The 17,944-nt window shown below is 58.0% G+C and carries 9 protein-coding genes and 3 pseudogenes; 8 read left to right on the forward strand and 4 right to left on the reverse strand.

Going from position 1 to position 17,944, the window contains the following annotated elements:
* Positions 1 to 39: 39 nt before the first annotated feature.
* The gene (gene topA / locus WH279_RS17150) at positions 40 to 2,637 is read right to left on the reverse strand and encodes a type I DNA topoisomerase (protein ID WP_339457842.1); all 2,598 of its coding nucleotides are present in this window, start codon (positions 2,635 to 2,637) and stop codon (positions 40 to 42) included.
* Between the two features lie 611 nt (positions 2,638 to 3,248).
* Between topA and WH279_RS22790 the strand changes: the two are divergent.
* The 6 genes and pseudogenes from WH279_RS22790 to WH279_RS17175 form a co-directional block, all read left to right on the forward strand.
* Positions 3,249 to 3,440: pseudogene (locus WH279_RS22790) on the forward strand (WGR domain-containing protein); the annotation flags it as partial.
* A gap of 1,236 nt (positions 3,441 to 4,676) precedes the next feature.
* Positions 4,677 to 7,067: pseudogene (locus WH279_RS22795) on the forward strand (DUF4132 domain-containing protein); the annotation flags it as partial.
* Positions 7,068 to 7,096: 29 nt separating this feature from the next.
* Positions 7,097 to 8,176, forward strand: coding sequence for an ATP-binding protein (locus WH279_RS17160; protein ID WP_339457844.1), 1,080 nt, complete (start codon positions 7,097 to 7,099; stop codon positions 8,174 to 8,176).
* Between the two features lie 32 nt (positions 8,177 to 8,208).
* Positions 8,209 to 10,515: pseudogene (locus tag WH279_RS17165) on the forward strand (DUF5682 family protein).
* A gap of 9 nt (positions 10,516 to 10,524) precedes the next feature.
* A complete protein-coding gene (locus tag WH279_RS17170; RefSeq protein ID WP_167863802.1) occupies positions 10,525 to 11,661 on the forward strand; it encodes a vWA domain-containing protein in 1,137 nt (378 codons plus the stop codon).
* 5 nt (positions 11,662 to 11,666) lie between these two features.
* On the forward strand, positions 11,667 to 13,685 hold the full coding sequence (locus WH279_RS17175; RefSeq protein WP_339458760.1) for an SWIM zinc finger family protein: 2,019 nt from the start codon (positions 11,667 to 11,669) through the stop codon (positions 13,683 to 13,685).
* A gap of 35 nt (positions 13,686 to 13,720) precedes the next feature.
* Here the strand turns inward: WH279_RS17175 and sohB are convergent, their stop codons facing one another.
* The gene (sohB, locus tag WH279_RS17180) at positions 13,721 to 14,770 is read right to left on the reverse strand and encodes a protease SohB (protein WP_133841904.1); all 1,050 of its coding nucleotides are present in this window, start codon (positions 14,768 to 14,770) and stop codon (positions 13,721 to 13,723) included.
* A 220-nt stretch (positions 14,771 to 14,990) separates the two neighbouring features.
* Between sohB and WH279_RS17185 the strand changes: the two genes are divergently transcribed.
* Positions 14,991 to 15,752 (forward strand): YciK family oxidoreductase, encoded by a 762-nt coding sequence (locus WH279_RS17185; RefSeq protein ID WP_200642474.1) that lies wholly within the window; start codon positions 14,991 to 14,993, stop codon positions 15,750 to 15,752.
* Positions 15,752 to 16,345 (forward strand): cob(I)yrinic acid a,c-diamide adenosyltransferase, encoded by a 594-nt coding sequence (gene cobO / locus WH279_RS17190; RefSeq protein WP_200642473.1) that lies wholly within the window; start codon positions 15,752 to 15,754, stop codon positions 16,343 to 16,345. The genes WH279_RS17185 and cobO overlap by 1 nt, the downstream gene beginning before the upstream one ends.
* Before the next feature lie 63 nt (positions 16,346 to 16,408).
* Here the strand turns inward: cobO and rluB are convergent, their stop codons facing one another.
* Both rluB and arsC read right to left on the reverse strand, forming a co-directional pair.
* Positions 16,409 to 17,302: a 23S rRNA pseudouridine(2605) synthase RluB gene (gene rluB / locus WH279_RS17195; RefSeq protein WP_159336557.1), complete on the reverse strand. Its 894-nt coding sequence runs from the start codon at positions 17,300 to 17,302 to the stop codon at positions 16,409 to 16,411.
* A gap of 203 nt (positions 17,303 to 17,505) precedes the next feature.
* A complete protein-coding gene (gene arsC / locus WH279_RS17200; RefSeq protein WP_133842147.1) occupies positions 17,506 to 17,931 on the reverse strand; it encodes a glutaredoxin-dependent arsenate reductase in 426 nt (141 codons plus the stop codon).
* Positions 17,932 to 17,944 lie beyond the last annotated feature (13 nt).

A 17,944-nucleotide genomic window follows, 5' to 3' on the forward strand; every position in this document is an offset into this window, starting at 1 on the left:
GATGACTGACCGCCCCCGACAGGGATAATTCACGCAACGTTACTTCTTGGTGACTTCCCATTTACCATCAACAAAGAAAGCAGACCAGCCAGTGGCTTTTCCGTCTTTTTCTGTGCTGACGTACTGCTGTTTTGTTTTGCGACTGAAACGCACAACGGCTTTGTTGCCTTCATCATCGGTCGCTGGCGCATCGGCCAGGTAACGCAGTTTTTCCGGCAAACGGTCACGGAAGCGTTGCAGCTCTTCCACCTGCGGCGCGCGGGTCTCACGCGATTTAGGAAACGTATTGGCCGCGAGGAACACACCAGCAGCACCATCACGCAGAACGAAATAAGCGTCTGACTTCTCACACGGCAACTCAGGTAACGGCACCGGATCTTCTTTCGGTGGCGCGACTTCGCCGCTGCGCAGAATTTTACGCGTATTTTTGCAATCGTCATTGGTGCAGGACATGTACTTACCAAAGCGACCCATTTTCAGGTGCATTTCGGAACCACATTTCTCACACTCAACGATCGGACCGTCATAACCCTTGATGCGGAACTCGCCCTGCTCGATCTCATAACCATCACATTCTGGGTTGTTACCACAGACGTGCAGCTTACGCTGAGGGTCGATCAGATAGCTGTCCATTGCCGTGCCACATTTTTGGCAGCGGCGACGGGCGCGCAGTGCGTTCGTTTCCGCGTCATCACCTTCGAGAATATTCAGTACTTCATTCTCAGGGATCAGGTTAATGGTCTGCTTACAACGCTCTTTCGGCGGCAACGCGTAGCCAGAGCACCCGAGGAATACCCCGGTGCTGGCAGTACGGATCCCCATCTGGCGGCTACAGGTTGGGCAGTCAATTGAAGTCAGGACCATCTGATTAGGCTGCATACCGCCTTCTTCAGGATCTTTCTCTGCCTGCGCCAGCTGCTCGCTGAACTCACTGAAGAACTTATCCAGCACGGCTTTCCACTGGGCTTCATTCTTCGCGACTTTGTCGAGGTTGTCTTCCATGTGCGCGGTGAAGTCATAGTTCATCAGCTCACGGAAGTTCTCTTCCAGACGGTCTGTAACGATTTCACCCATTTTTTCCGCATAGAATCGACGGCTTTCCACCTTCACATATCCACGATCCTGAATGGTCGAGATAATAGAGGCATAAGTAGAAGGACGGCCGATACCGCGTTTTTCCAGCTCACGAACCAGCGAGGCTTCGCTAAAACGGGCCGGTGGTTTGGTGAAGTGCTGGCTTGGCACCAGTTGCTGGAGACTCAGCTCACTGCCCACTTCCACCGCTGGCAGCACGCGATCTTCATCACCTTTACGCAGCGCAGCCATCACACGCGTCCAGCCATCAAAGCGCAATGTACGCCCTTTCGCCTTCAGTTTGAAATCGCCGGCTTCCACCGTCAGCGTGGTGGAATCGTATTGCGCCGGCATCATCTGGCAGGCAACAAACTGACGCCAGATCAGCTGATACAGCTTCTGCGCGTCGGTTTCCATATCTTTCAGCTGCTCAGACTGCACTTTCACATCCGATGGTCGGATGGCTTCATGCGCTTCCTGAGAATTATCTTTGCTGCTGTAGACGTTAGCGGCTTTCGGCAGGTATTTCGCGCCGAACTCATCTTCGATGTAGCCGCGCACCATGCCGACAGCATCCTGGCTCAGGTTGGTTGAGTCAGTACGCATATAGGTGATATGACCGGCTTCATACAGACGCTGGGCCATCATCATGGTTTTCTTCACGCCAAAGCCAAGACGGGTACTGGCCGCCTGCTGCAGCGTAGAGGTAATAAACGGTGCACCGGGTTTGCTGCTGGTGGGCTTATCTTCACGATCGGCCACCACATAGCGGGCTTTCTCCAGCAGGCTGACCGCGGCGTAGGTCTGCTCGCGGTTGACTGGACGGAACGGTTTATCGCCCTGATGCGTAACCTGCATCGGCAAATCCACCCCTTTCGGCGTGGTCAGATCCGCGTTCAGATCCCAGTACTCTTCCGGAACAAACGCTTTGATTTCGCGCTCACGCTCAACCACCAGTCGAACGGCCACCGACTGAACACGGCCAGCGGAAAGACCACGTGCTACTTTTTTCCACAGCAGTGGAGACACCATGTAACCCACAACGCGGTCCATAAAGCGGCGCGCCTGCTGGGCATTAACACGGTCAATATTCAGCTCACCCGGCTTTTCAAATGCCTGGCGAATCGCATTCTTGGTGATTTCGTTAAACACCACGCGGCTATAGCGCGATTCATCGCCACCGATCACTTCCCGCAGGTGCCAGGCAATGGCTTCCCCTTCGCGGTCAAGGTCCGTTGCGAGATAGATATGGTCAGCTTTCTCAGCCAGCGCCTTCAGTTCAGCGACAACTTTTTCCTTGCCCGGCAGGATCTGATAATTCGCATCCCAGCCGTGATAAGGGTCGACGCCCATACGGTTAACTAACGCCGTCTTCTCGTCTTTTTTGACCTTTTTGGTTGTTTTACTGGTTGTAGAGTCAGCGCTCTTTTTAACTGTTGATACACTGGTCGGCAAATCACGGATATGGCCTACGCTGGATTTCACCACGAAGTCATTACCGAGATATTTATTGATCGTTTTGGCTTTTGCCGGGGACTCAACTATTACGAGAGCTTTTCCCATAGTTACCTTTACCTGATTAAAACATCCGAGAGTAAGTGTGCCGTTTTGCACTCGTCACATCGCGCACTAACGATAGGGTTATCGGGATAACAGATTCAACCCGGTTAACTTTTTATCCATTCCAACATAATAACGCACGTTGCAACTAGTTGATTAACGGTACTTTTTACCACCTGTTAAGCGAATCTCTAACAGAGCGTAAAGTCTGTTTTACGCCCGGAACCCGAAACGCCCACACTCTACCTGATAAAATCTGTTACGCAACTTAATTAGCATCAAGCCCCCATTTACGCCAGGAAAGGCAGCAAAAAGAGATAAATTTGTGCTGTTCGCCGCAATGCCCGGGCACCACGAAGCACAGCATTTGTTCACTGAGACGACTGCCTTATAAAGGAAGAAAAAAACGATTTGCCTGCGGATATGATATTTGGATAATCAACCGATTGATAAAAGCGAGATTTTTCCGCTTGAACCCCTTTCTGACGTTGATTACATTGACCCACCGGTCTACCGCCGCTGCTGCAAAAAAAGTGACCGGAGGCAGAGAATCGCTTCTCTTTTACGGATATCGCTGCGCTATCGATGTCCTGTTCAACACAAATGGAAACCACATGACCACGTTGATTTATCAGGATGAAAAATCCCACAAATTCTGGACCATTGTACAAAAACAACAGGAACTCCATCTCAGTTGGGGACGTGTGGGAACTCAGGGTCAAAGCCAGATAAAAAGTTTTGACGATGATGAACAGGCCAGAAAAGCGTGCGAGAAGCTCATTAAAGAGAAGAGCCGTAAAGGCTATCTGGCGGCAGGTGAAGATAAACAACAGAGCATCGCTTCTGCTGGCAGTGCAGCCTCAGTCCAGGCCGTGCCACCCGCAGCCGTGGCGCCAGCCAGCCCGAAAAAAACACCGTCCGCCGCGCCAACGGCTGACGAGCCTCTCACCGTTTCACCCGTAGCTGCCCCACTCAACCCCGTTGTCAGCCCTACGGCGCCGCTGTGGCTGACAGAAGATGATGCCATTACGCTGCCGCAGAAGCTGTCGGTACTGGCGCTCAGCCACCGTGACAGGCCACTCCCGGCCATCGGTAAAGTCGAAGAACCCGCAGAACAGTTACGTCGTCTGAAGGTCTTGAGCCAGGAAACCAAAAAGAACGGCGGCATGGTCCTGGACGGCAGTCGCTGCGATAGCAGCTGGCAGCAGGCGTTCGCCATCGCGCAGGCCTGTCTCGCCGAGGCGAAACCGCTGCCGCAGGACTCCCCGATGGCCGCTGCGGCCCTGATGAAAATCAATCAAACCTATGCGGGGCGCGACACTTCGCTGCTGATCGATGCCATCGTGGCCAGTTATGGCCTGGAGTATGCCGTTGAGATGATCATCGCCAGCCTGCAGATTGGTCTCGACCGGGATTACCGCTCGCGCAACATCTCGTTTTATCCGGCGGATAACCCACCTGCGGGTTACCAGCAGAATATCGTTGATTATGAAATGCGTCTGCGCTGGCACCTCTCTGCGGCACAGCCAGACCTGTGGCAACGCTGCGCAGACCGCCTGGTCGCCGCCCTGCCACTGATCCCACTCTGGCGTCAGCCGCTGGTGTCATTGCTGCTGCCGGAGCGCCCCGAACTGGCCGATGAAATCACCCTGCGTGCAGGACGCGACCGGGATCTGACGGCGCTGGAGTGGCTGAAAATGACCGCGACGGATGCAGCGACCTTGCACGTGCTGGAGTATTACCAGGCGTTAGAACTGTTTGATAGCTGGTATTACGGCGAAATACTGACCAGCACTGTGCTGCTGGAGCAGGGTGTGCGCGCGCTACCGCGTCTGGCGCCCTACGCTCACGGCGATCGCTGTGGCGAAGTGCTGATGCACGTCAACCATCCGCAGGCACTCATGATGTTAATTGACGCTGCCGGTAAGGGAAAACGCAGCTATGAGCGCGCAGCAAAAGCCAGTAAACGCTTCCCTCACGCCGCGTTCGCGGCCCTGGTTCGCCTGCTGAACGGTAAAGAGGATGCGCTGTGGCGTAGTCAGCTTCATGCCCTGCTGCACACTCAGCCGCAGCTGGCTGCTGAGGTTGCCCCCTGGCTCTCCGCGGAGGAACGCGCTTTGGTGGAGAGCAGTCTTGCGCAGCTGAACGTTAAAACCGACTGCGCCAGCGCGGAGATGTTACCGGCGATCCTCGTGTCTCCGCCGTGGACCGTCAAAAAACAAGTCGGCACCATTCCGCAGTTGACGTTATCGGTGCAGCCTGTCGCGCCGCAGTTCGACGGCGTGCCAGAAGACCAGCTGTCGATGTGGTCGAATCATCGTAAGCTCAAGGTAGAGGGTCTGAAGACAGAAGAGATCCTCGCGCGTTTTGGCTTCAATTCATGGAACCAGTCATTACCAGACACAGCGGTGCAGGCCTATGAAGAGGATAATTACAGTCAGCTTATTGCCGACTGGGCGACCAACCACTCGCATTACGCCAGTGACTGGAACCTCACTATTTTACCCGGGTTGCCGCGTGAAAAAGGCCTCAACCTGTGGAATGCACTCAGTACGGAGCATCACACCGGTATTGCGCTGGTCATGGCACATTTCGGCCTGGACGGGCTACCCGGCTTTATCAACAGTGTTGGCCGCCAGCCGCAGGAAGCGCTGCCCGTCGCACTCTGCGTGGGTAGCACCGACCTCGCACCGCTGGTTTCACGTGCGTTTTCCAAACTGAAAACCCTGCGTGCAGAGGCGCGTAACTGGCTGCTGAAGTACCCGGAACATGCGGTAGCGGGCCTGCTGCCGGTGGCTTTCGGCAAAGCCGGAGAAGCGCAGGATCACGCGCGTCTGGCGCTGCGTCTGCTGCTGGATAACGGCTATCAGGAACTGCTGGAAGCGGTGGCTGGACGCTATGCGCAACCCGAGGTGCTGGCGGCGGTCAATGCCCTGGTACAGCTTGACCCACTGGACGATTTCCCGGCAAAGCGCCCTGCATTGCCGGACTTCTGGCAACCCGTGTTGTGGACGCGTCCTCTGCTCCATAACGGTAAAGCCCTGCCAGAGGATGCCCTGATGCACCTCGGCACCATGCTACGATTCCCGACGGAAAATGGCCTGTATCCGGGGCTGGTCCAGGTCAAAGAAGCTTGCACACCGGACTCACTGGCAGCGTTTGCCTGGGATTTGTACACCGCGTGGATGGCCGCCTCTGCACCGTCAAAAGAGGGCTGGGCGTTCAGCACGCTCGGGCTGTTCGGCAACGATGATATCGCCCGTCAGTTAACCCCGCTGATCCGCAGCTGGCCGGGGGAATCTCAGCATAAACGTGCCGTTGCGGGTCTGGATATTCTGGCGGATATTGGCTCGGATATCGCGCTGATGCAGCTCAACGGCATTGCACAGAAGCTGAAGTTCAAAGCGCTGCAGGAGCGGGCGCGTGAAAAAATCAGCCAGATTGCCGAAAAACGCGAACTGAGTGTCGCAGAGCTGGAAGACCGTCTGGCACCAGACCTGGGGCTGGATGACAATGGCTCATTGCTGCTTGATTTCGGTCCGCGCCAGTTCAGCGTCAGTTTTGATGAGTCGCTCAAACCTTTCGTACGTGACAGCAGCGGCAGCCGCCTGAAAGACCTGCCAAAACCGAACAAGAGTGACGATGCTGCGCTGGCGACAGAGGCGGTCAATCGCTTCAAATTACTGAAAAAAGATGCGCGCACCATCGCCAGCCAGCAGATCGCCCGTCTGGAAAGCGCAATGTGCCTGCGCCGCCGCTGGACGGAAGCTCAGTTCATCCAGTTCCTGGTGGGGCATCCGCTGGTCGGTCACCTGACCCGCCGCCTGGTCTGGGGCGCCTATGATGCCGATAACCAGTTGCTGAGCTGCTTCCGCGTCGCGGAAGACAACAGTTACAGCACCGCAGACGATGACCTGTTCACACTGCCACACAACGCTGTTGAAATCGGTATTCCGCATATTCTGGAAATGCCGCCCGAAGATGCCGCCGCCTTTGGTCAGCTGTTTGCGGATTATGAGCTGCTGCCTCCCTTCCGCCAGTTGGATCGTAACCGCTATCTGCTGACCGATGAAGAGCGTGAAGCCACCGATTTACAACGCTGGCAGGGCAGGCTATGCCCAAGTGGACGTCTGGCCGGACTGACCAGCAAAGGCTGGCTGCGTGGCGTGCCACAGGATGCGGGATGGATCTGCTGGATGTTAAAACCCCTGGGGAACCTGACACTGGTGCTGGAAATGGGTGAAGGCCTGGGCGTTGGCATGGCGCCGGATGAATTTAACAAGGAGCAGTCGCTGGCAAGCATCTGGCTGTGGCACGGCGATGCCCACCAGTATGGCTGGGGCCAGCAGCACCCGCAAAAGCATCCGTTCTCACAACTGCATCCGATTACCGCCAGCGAAATGCTGAGTGATATTGATGCGCTGTTTGATTAATGCCTGAACCCGTTTGTTAAGGAAAGACCATGTCTGATGTATTGCCGCGGCCCCCGGCCGCGGTACTTTACGCTGCGGAACTGGCGCGGCTGAAACAGGATGACAGTGGCCCCCTGCCCCCCGGCTGGCAACTCAGTCTGCCGGCAGCACGGGCATTTATCCTGGGCGATGATGCCCGGGATATCAGTGCAAAAGTCGTCACGTCGATCGCCAGCGTTGAGCGCATGCTGGTGACACTGGCTACCGGGCGCGGTCTGATGCTGGTCGGTGAACCCGGCACCGCAAAATCGCTGCTGTCAGAGCTGCTGGCAACCGCCATCAGCGGTGATGCCGGGCTGACCATTCAGGGCGGCGCATCCGTGACCGAAGATCAGATTAAATACGCCTGGAACTATGCCTTACTGATTAACCAGGGGCCATCAACTGATGCCCTGGTCCCGGCCCCGCTTTATCAGGGCATGCGTGAGGGTAAAATCGTACGTTTCGAAGAGATCACCCGCGCGCCGCTCGAAGTGCAGGACTGCCTGCTGGGGATGCTGTCTGACCGCGTGATGGCAGTGCCAGAATTGAGCGGTGATGACAGCCAGCTGTATGCCCGTGAAGGCTTCAATATTATCGCCACCGCCAACACCCGCGATCGTGGCGTTAACGAGATGAGTGCCGCGCTGAAACGCCGCTTTGACTTCGAAACCGTGTTCCCGATTATGAATTTCGAGCAGGAGCTGGCGCTGGTCTCTTCTGCGTCTGCACGTCTGCTGACGCACAGCGGCATCCCGCATAAAGTGCCGGATGACGTGCTGGAACTGCTGGTGCAAACCTTCCGCGATCTGCGCAGCGGTGGAGAGAGAAAAAGCGCGATGGACAGCCTGAACGCCATTATGTCGACGGCTGAAGCGGTCAATGTGGCACATGCGGTGGGCGTGCGCGCCTGGTTCCTGCAACAGCGCGCCGGTGAACCGGCTGACCTGGTTGACTGCATTGGTGGCACCATCGTCAAAGATAATGAAGACGATCGCGCACGCCTGCAACGCTACTTTGAGCAGCGCGTGGGGAGCCGTAAAGAAGCGCACTGGCAGGCGTATTACCAGGCGCGTCACCGGCTGCCATGACCCTCCCGGCAACAGATCGTCCTCCAGTCACGATGCCCCCGGCCGGTGAACCGCTCATCCTCGGCATCCGCCACCACAGCCCGGCCTGCGCCAGGAGGGTTAAGCACAGCATCGAACAGCTGCGCCCGGCCTGGGTATTGATTGAAGGCCCGGCGGATTTTAACCCCCGACTCGATGAACTGCGGCTGGCGCATCAGTTGCCGATCGCCATTTACGGTTACTGCCAGTTTCAGGATCACGATACGCCCGGTATCGGTGCCTGGACACCGTTTGCCGAATGGTCACCTGAATGGCAGGCACTGCTGGCCGCACAACGGCTGAAGGCTTAAACGCGTTTTATCTATATGCCGATCTGGGCGCAGACAACTGACGATGACGAAGACGACAGCGACAGCCAGCACTATCACCAGCGCCAGCAGGCGATGATGGCGGCCTGCGGAATGGAAAGCAGCGATGCGTTATGGGACCATCTGTTCGAAGATGACGATCAGCATAACGAGCTCCCCCGCACGCTGGATCTGTGGTTTCAGCAGCTGCGTGACGGTTGCCCTGGCAGCCCGCAGGATCGGCAGCGCGAGGCGTATATGGCACGCTGGATCGCCTGGGCGATGGCACAGGATAACGGCCCGGTGCTGGTGGTCTGCGGAGGCTGGCATGCTCCTGTCCTTGCCCGTCTGTGGCGCAGCGTTTCAGATACCGGTGAACCCGGCCTGCCTGACCCGCCCCTTCCCGGTGCCGTCACCGGCAGCTATCTGACCCCCTACAGTGAAAAGCGGCTGGATGTGCTGACAGGCTATCTCTCCGGGATGCCCGCGCCGGTGTGGCAGCACTGGTGTTGGCAATACGGGCAGCGGCAGGCCGGAATGCGCCTGCTGGAGACCGTTCTGACCCATCTGCGCCGCCAGCATCTGCCCGCCTCAACCGCGGATATGGCGAATGTCGTCTCCATGGCGCGGGGGCTGGCGGCACTGCGCGGTCACAGGCTGCCGCTGCGCAACGACTGGCTGGATGCGCTGGCTGGCAGTCTGATCAAAGAAGCCCTGCATACCCCATTGCCGTGGAGCTATCGTGGTCAGTTGCAGCCGGGCACGGATCCGATCCTGATCACCCTGGTGGACGTGCTGGCAGGACATCGCTTTGGCGAACTGGCCGCCGACACACCCCAACCTCCCTTACCCCGGGATGTGATACGTGAGCTTGCGCACGCCAGCATTACGCTCCCATCCACCCTGACCCTTAACCGCTTTGATGCGGCAGGATTAGGGCAAAGTCAGGTACTGCATCGCCTTGCGGTGCTGGATATCCCCGGCATTCTCTGCCAGCAGGGCCACACACTGGCGCTTTCCGGCGACGGTGAAGAGCAGTGGACGCTGACCCGGCCATTGCAGCAACATGCCGCCCTGATCGAAGCCGCACGCTATGGCGCCACGCTGATCGAGGCCGCGCGCAACCGTCTGGAATCCGCGATGGCCGGGGCCGATGACATTGCGTCACTGGCCGCCTGGCTGCAACGCGCCGCCCTCGCCGGGCTGTCCACATTCAGCCTGCAACTGCTCTCCCGGCTGGAGCAGCAGATCGCGCTGGAGAGCCAGTTTGAACAGATGGGCCCCGCGATGGAGATCCTCTACGCGCTGTGGCGCCACGACACCTTCAACGGAATGCGTGACGCCGCCATCCTGCACACCACCCTACGTGCAGCGATAGACCGCACATTGTGGCTGGCGGAGTCGACCGGGCTGATTGATGCCACGCAGATCAATGCCCATCTGCACAGCTGGCAGGCACTGTGCCATATTTTGCGCGATGAGCAGAGCCACCCGCAGCCCGATCGCGCTCTGGTGCTGCTGCCGCGTGCGCTTGCCGTGCTGGAACGCCGCTGTCGTGCAGCGGAGGCGAGTGCGCTCAGCCGCGGCGCGGCCCTGGGTGCGTTAATTCGTCTTGAACATCCCAGTGCCGATGCAGAGGCGGCACTGGCGCTGCTGGCGGCGCTGCCTCCGTCACGGCTGGGCGAGGCGCTGCACGGACTCATCGCGCTGGCACGCCACCAGCTGGCATCGCATCCGGCCTTTGTGGCCGGGTTTAATCAGCAACTGATGCTGCTGGCGGACGATCAGTTTATCGCCGCCCTGCCCGATCTGCGTGCCGCACTGGCGTGGCTGCCGCCGCGTGAACGGGCTGCGCTTGCACGTCAGGTGCTGGCGCATTACCAACTCTCCCACTTGCCAGAACATCTGTTACAAACGCCGCTGCCGGCTGCCTGTGCACCTGCCGATTTTCTTCGTCACCAGCAGCAGGAGCAGCGCGCCGTCGATGCGCTCCGCGCCTGGGGCATACTGTAAGGACCCCGGATGCCTGAACTCTCCGATATGTTAACCAGTACTGAGCTACAACGCTGGCGGCTGATGCTCGGTGAGGCTGCGGAAAGCAGTCTCGGCGGGCTTGATGAACATGCCCGCGCGGTGGATAACGCCCTGGAGTGGCTGTACGGCCGCGATCCACAGCGCCTGCAACGCGGTGAGCGCCACGGCGGCAGCGAGGGATCGCAGCTCACCACTCCGCAATGGATCAACGCCATCCATCAACTGTTCCCTGCAGAGGTGATTGAACGGCTGGAAAGTGACGCCGTATTGCGCTTCGGCATCGATGATGTGGTCACCAACATTGAGGTACTGGAACGCATCGCCCCCTCTGAAGGCCTGCTGCGCGCGGTGTTGCACACCAAACACCTGATGAATCCACAGGTGTTACAGGCCGCCCGACGTCTGGTGCGTCAGGTGGTGGAACAGATTATGGCGCGGCTGGCGACGGAGGTCCGGCAGGCGTTTTCCGGCACCCGCGACCGCCGACGCCGATCGCCGGTGGCCATTGCCCGTAACTTCGATTTTAAAGGCACACTGCGTGATAACCTGCACCGCTGGGACCCACAGCGCGGACGGCTGTTTATTGAATCCCCGGTCTTTATGAGTCGGGTAAAACGCCACAGCGAGAAATGGCAGCTCATTTTGCTGGTCGATCAGAGCGGATCGATGGTGGATTCGGTGATCCACTCCGCCGTGATGGCCGCCTGTCTCTGGCAGCTACCGGGGATCCGTACCCATCTGGTGGCATTCGACACCAGCGTAGTGGATCTGACGGCTGACGTGCAGGACCCGGTTGACCTGCTGATGAAAGTTCAGTTGGGTGGCGGCACCGATATTGGTAAAGCCGTGCAGTATGCGCGGCAGCTGATCGAACAGCCGCAAAAAAGCGCGATTGTACTGGTCAGCGATTTCTTCGAGGGCGGATCGCCCTCACTGTTGGTCAACCAGGTCAGGCAGTGTGTGCAGAGCGGCAGTAAAGTGCTGGGACTGGCCGCACTCGACAGTAAAGCCGCCCCCAGTTATGACCGTGATATGGCCCAACGACTGGTCAATGCCGGGGCGCAGATTGCAGCCATGACGCCGGGTGAACTGGCGGCCTGGCTGGCGGAGAACCTGCAATCATGAGTGAGATGCTACGCAGCGAGCTGCTCGAACTGACCCCGCAGGCGTTAATCGCCCTCAGCAATGCGGGTTTTGTTAAACGCAGCCAGAAAGAGATCGCCGCCGGAAATCTGCCCTCGTTCAGCGATAAGGACGGCGTGCTGACAGCGCAGTTTAGCGATGGCATCCTGACCCGGTTGAGCCAGGGTCAGGCATTGAAAGAAGCACAGTGTAGCTGTGGGGCCAGCGGCATGTGCCGCCATCGGGTTATGCTGGTGCTCGGCTATCAGCAACTGTGCGCCACCGAGGCGACGGCACCCGCCGCCTCTGTCCGCTGGCAGCCCGGCGAGTGGCTGGCGGAACTACGCTCACTGCCTGCGGCAACGCTAAAACGCGCACAGCAATTAGCTGATAAAGGGCTGGTGATAGAACTCCAGTGCGAACCAGGCAAAGTGCCCGCAGCGAAACTGCCGATGAGCGATGTGCGTTTTTTCTCACGCAGCAGCATGCAGTTTGCCCGCTGCGACTGTGTTGAAGGCACGCTGTGCGAACATATTGTTCTCGCGGTGCAGGCCTTTGCCGCGGCCGAAGCACAACATCCGGGTTTTGAACACCTCGTCTGGCAATTACAGGGCGAACGGCAGGATGATGTGACTGACCTGGCGGAGAGTGAAGGCAATCTGGCAGAGCTTTGTCACCTGAGCCACCAGCTATGGAGCGGGGGTCTCAGCCAGCCTTCTGTTACCTTTGCGCCGCGATTGACCCAGGCACAACGCAGCGCTCAGCAGGCCAACTGGCGTTGGGTGACACTGTCACTCCAGCAAATGACTGAGGGTATCGACCACTTTCACCAGCGTGCATCCCATTATCGCGCCGGGCCGTTTCTCAGCCAGTTCGCCGGGTTAACGGCTCGCGTGCTGGCTGCGCGCGAGATGGCACGCGTGGCCTCGGAGGGCAAGACGCCCGTACACCCCTGGCGCAACATTGTTGGCCTCGGGATACAGGATCGGGTCAAACTCGACCATCTGCGGCTGGTATCACTCGGCATGGATTGCTGGCAGGACAACCGCCATTACGGGGTACGCATCTGGTTTACCGATCCGGATACGGGCAGCGTTCTGCATCTGTCACGTCAGTGGCCGCTGGCCGAACAGCAGAATGCACCCGGCTGGCAGCGCCGTATTGCGGGGTTCCAGGCTTCGATTCTGGCAGGCGGGCAAATCATCTCGCAGGCGGCACAGCGCGATGCGCGCGGGGAGTTGCACCTGGCGGCCCGCGATCGTCTGAGCACCGTCGCGCCCCTGACGCCCTCGGCATGGGAGATGCCCGAGTTTCCCCTTTGCCAGCCGGGTGTCGAAGCCCTGCGGCACCATCTGCAACAACGCCCGCCCGCTTTCACCCGACCACTCAGCCACAGTGATAGCCTGTTTATCCTGCCGCTGGGTGAATGTCTGGATATCCGCTGGGATGCCGGACGACAAACGCTGGAAGCCGATGTTATCAGCGGTGCAGGTGAAGAGAATGTACTGCGGTTATCACTGAGTGCATCGCCTTCGGCCCCACGCGCCATTGACTGCCTGACAGCCCTGCTGCAACAGCATGATGATCCGCCCTGCAAGGTCTCCGGTCGGGTGTCGGTGCTTGAAGGTGTTCTGGTGCTGGAACCGTTGGTGATCATGACGCGCCAGCGTGCCTGGGTGCTGAATGCCGGGAATGCGCCATCTCAGGCGCTGCCCGTCAGCGCATCCCCTCCGGCATTACCGCTGCCTCTGGCCCTGCTACAGCAGTGCCAGCAGATGCTGATCCAGTGGTTGCACAACGGGTTGCGCCACCAGGAACAGCGTGCCTGTCGTGAAGCGGAAACGCTGGCGCAGGCGCTGAACGAATGTGGCTTTGAACGGCTGGCACGTCTGCTCCGCCAACTGCCTGAGTTGCTGGCGGGCACGGATCAAGAACGACGGGTGAATACGCTGAACGCGATTGTGTTGCTGCGGGATGAACTGGAACAACAGTGTCTGCTGACGCCGCAGGACGCGAACGCCCGTTAAAAGCATCACGCCCGCAGACGCGGGCGTGATGAGGATTACAGCAGCGGTTTATCACCACGCTGCCAGAGACGCAGCAGCAGACGTTCAACACTCCCCGTCGCGCTATCGGTAAAGCGGCTCATCACCCCTTTGCGGCGCGCATAACGCACCCCAATCACCTGGTGTTTCTCCATCTGAGCGATAATCAGATCATCACTGGTGCTGATGGCATCAACCAGGCCTTTATCCAGCGCCTGCGTCCCGTACCAGTGCTCCCCGGTCGCGACACTGTCAATATCCAGCGAAGGACGCATCTGGTGTACAAACTGCTTAAACAGCAGGTGCGTTTCATTCAGGTCCTCACGGAATTTCTCGCGTCCCTGCTCGGTATTCTCACCAAACAGCGTCAGCGTACGTTTGTATTCCCCGGCCGTGTGCAGCTCAACGTCAATCTCATTGCGCTTCAGCAGACGGTTAAAGTTAGGGATTTGCGCCACCACGCCAATGGATCCGATGATCGAGAACGGAGCGGCAACGATACGATCCGCCACACAGGCCATCATATAACCGCCGCTCGCCGCCACTTTATCGACGGCCACCGTCAGCGGGATTTTTTTCTCACGCAGGCGCTGAAGCTGAGAGGCTGCCAGGCCGTAACCATGCACCACGCCGCCAGGGCTTTCCAGACGCAGCAGGACTTCATCCCCGGCCGTCGCCACCGCCATGACCGCCGACACCTCCTCACGCAGCGAGGAGACTTCACCGGCATCCATGCTGCCTTTGAAATCGATCACATACAGCGTGGGTTTCGTCGCTGCCGGTGGACGCCCCAGCTTCGCCTGCTGTTTGGCGGTTTTTGCCTCCAGCTTCTCTTTTTTCTTCTGCTCTTTGTGCCACAGTTTTTGCTGTAACGGCTTCATCTTCGCCAGCCGCATCGTATCCTGCATTTCCGTGTAGCGTTCATCCAGGTGGGTCAGTTTTAGCTGGCCGCTCTGGGCGCGTTTCCGCATGGCAAGATTAGCGATCACCACGGCGATGGCCACAATCGCCACCACAACGGTGACGGTTTTTGCCAGAAAAAGTCCATAATAAGAGAGTAAGTCCACTCAAACCGCCTTGATTTACATTATGTTAGAGATTGACTTATTGTAGCGGAGTCGCGCTCAGGAGTCGCCTGCTGACGTGACTTCACCGTAAATCCGGGCAGCGCGATTGAACTCATCACCGTTTTCAGGCATAAATCACTTTATTCAATCCGTGCAAAGGCTTACGTCAGCCAGAACCATCAGCCCGCGGATATCATCCCCATCGCCAGAGGATCTTTACGTGCATTATCAACCGAAAAGCGATCTGCTTAATCACCGAATTATTCTTGTGACCGGCGCCAGCGATGGCATCGGGCGCGAGGCCGCCCTCTCCTATGCCCGCTACGGCGCGCAGGTGGTGTTACTGGGCCGCAATGCCGAAAAACTGCAACGGGTCTGTGAGGAAGTGAATCAGCACAGCAAAGCCCCGGCACTGTGGTTTACCCTCGATCTGGAAACCGCGACGCCGGAAAGCTGCCACCAGCTGGCGCAGTCGGTGGCAGCAGAGGTGCCGCGCCTGGACGGCGTGCTGCATAACGCCGGGTTGTTAGGTGACGTCGTACCGATGGATCAGCAGGACCCGGCCACCTGGCAGCAGGTAATGCGCGTCAATATCGACGGCACGTTTTTCCTGACCCAGGCCCTGCTGCCGCTGCTGCTGAAGTCCGATGCGGCTTCGCTGGTGTTCACCTCTTCCAGCGTTGGCCGCCAGGGGCGTGCAGGCTGGGGGGCCTATTCGGTGTCGAAGTTTGCCACCGAAGGCATGATGCAGGTGCTTGCCGAAGAGTACGATGCACGCCAGCTACGGGTGAACTGCATAAATCCCGGAGGCACCCGCACCAAAATGCGCGCCAGTGCCTTCCCACAGGAAGATGCCAATAAGCTGAAAACCCCTGCCGACATTATGCCGCTTTATCTCTGGCTGATGGGTGATGACAGTAAACGTAAAACCGGGATCAGCTTTGATGCGCAGCCTGGACGTAAACCCGGAGCGGCAGAATAATGGCCGCAGAAGATCGTCATCAACAGCGCCAGCAACGGCTGAAAGAGCAGGTGGACGCGCGCATTGCGGCGGCGACCGATGTTCGCGGTATTCTGATGGTATTTACTGGTAACGGTAAAGGAAAAACCACGGCGGCGTTTGGCACCGCCACGCGTGCCGTCGGGCATCAGAAGCGTGTCGGCGTCATCCAGTTTATCAAAGGCGAATGGCCCAACGGTGAGCGGAACCTGCTGGAGCCTCATGGCGTAGAGTTTCAGGTGATGTCCACCGGATTTACCTGGGACACGCAAAACCGTGAAACGGACACCGCCGCCTGCCTGAGCGTGTGGCAGCATGGCAAACGCATGTTGCAGGATCCCACGCTGGACCTGGTGGTGCTGGATGAGCTGACCTATATGGTGAGTTTTGACTATCTGCCGCTGGAAGAGGTGCTTGAAGCATTGCAACAACGCCCTGTTCATCAGAGTGTGATTATCACTGGCCGCGGCTGTCATCGGGACATTCTGGAGCAGGCGGATACTGTCAGTGAAATGCGCCCGGTTAAGCATGCCTTTGATGCCGGGATCCAGGCACAACAGGGCATTGACTGGTAAGCGCTATAACGCAAAAGGGACCCGAAGGTCCCTTTTGACATCACACAACTGCATCACGCAACGTTAGCCTTGCTGACGCTTAGACGAGCGGCGATTGCTGCCCGGCTTGCTGGCTTTCGTGGTCGTGGTGGTATGACGCTTGACCGCACGGCGGATCTGGTTCGCTTTAGTACGGCGGCGATCTTTTTCCACGGCAACTTTGGTGACCGTTTCCGGCGCCAGACCGACCAGCTCACGCAGGTAGTTGGTCGGCTGGAGTTCCAGCTCTGTCCAGCCGCCACGCGGCAGACCTTTCGGCAGGTCGATATCGCCATAGCGGATACGGATCAGACGGCTCACCTGCACGCCGACCGCTTCCCACAGACGACGAACTTCACGGTTGCGCCCTTCGGTCAGCGTGACGTTGTACCACTGGTTGATCCCTTCCCCGCCCGTAAACTTCAGAGTTTTAAAGGCTGCCGGGCCGTCTTCTAACTGCACGCCACGGCTTAACTGTTTGATCTTCTCGTCATCGACGGCACCAAATACGCGGACGGCATATTCGCGCTCAACTTCACGGCTCGGGTGCATCAGGCGGTTTGCCAGTTCACCATCGGTAGTGAACAACAGCAGACCACAGGTGTTCACATCCAGGCGGCCAACGGCCACCCAACGCGCACCGCGCAGCTTCGGCAGACGGTCAAATACCGTTGGACGGCCTTCCGGGTCATTACGGGTACAAAGCTCACCTTCCGGCTTGTAATACGCCAGTACGCGGCAGACTTCGGCAATGGATTCACTGACAGGAACAATGTGGCCGTCAACACGGATCTTCATTGAGGCACTTGGCTCAACACGGTCACCCAGTGTGGCCAGCTTGCCATCAACGCTGACGCGTCCGGCAGAGATCAGGGTTTCGATTTCACGACGGGAACCGTGCCCGGCGCGTGCTAAAACTTTTTGTAATTTCTCGCTCATGGAGCTACCTCTGTGTCGCCTTCCCAGGCGTCATGGTGAAAACAGAATTTCTTTTGTTTTCAATAACTTAAAGTGTGTATCGCGTGTCATTATACAGCCTTTTTACTGCGGTGTAACCTTCTTACACCGCGCAGGCCCAAAAAAAGCCCTACACCTCGTCCCCATAACCCGTGCGACCCATTGAAAGAGTGAGCATTGTTGGACTACACCAGCCGCTTTCCTTGTTTGTCGATCAGTTTTTCACCCCCTTCCTTGCTGAATTCGCCCTGCTGCGGGTCTGGCAATATTTCAAGAACGATTTCTGACGGCCTGCATAACCGCGTGCCAATCGGTGTGACAACAATCGGGCGATTAATCAGGATCGGATATGTCAGCATGGATGCAATCAATTCATCATCGCTGAAGCGCTCTTCGGCTAATCCCAGTTGCTCGTAAGGTTCCACGTTCTGACGAAGCAATGCACGGGGGCTAATCTGCATTGCAGTGATCAACTGTACGAGCTTATCGCGATCGGGCGGTGTCTCCAGATAGAGAATAATTGTTGGTTCAACACCGCTATTACGAATCAGCGCCAGCGTGTTACGTGATGTTCCACAGGCCGGATTATGGTAGAGGGTAATATCTGTCATGTTCATTCTCATC

Source organism: Erwinia sp. MYb375, from assembly GCF_037479175.1.
Taxonomy (GTDB): domain Bacteria; phylum Pseudomonadota; class Gammaproteobacteria; order Enterobacterales; family Enterobacteriaceae; genus Erwinia; species Erwinia rhapontici.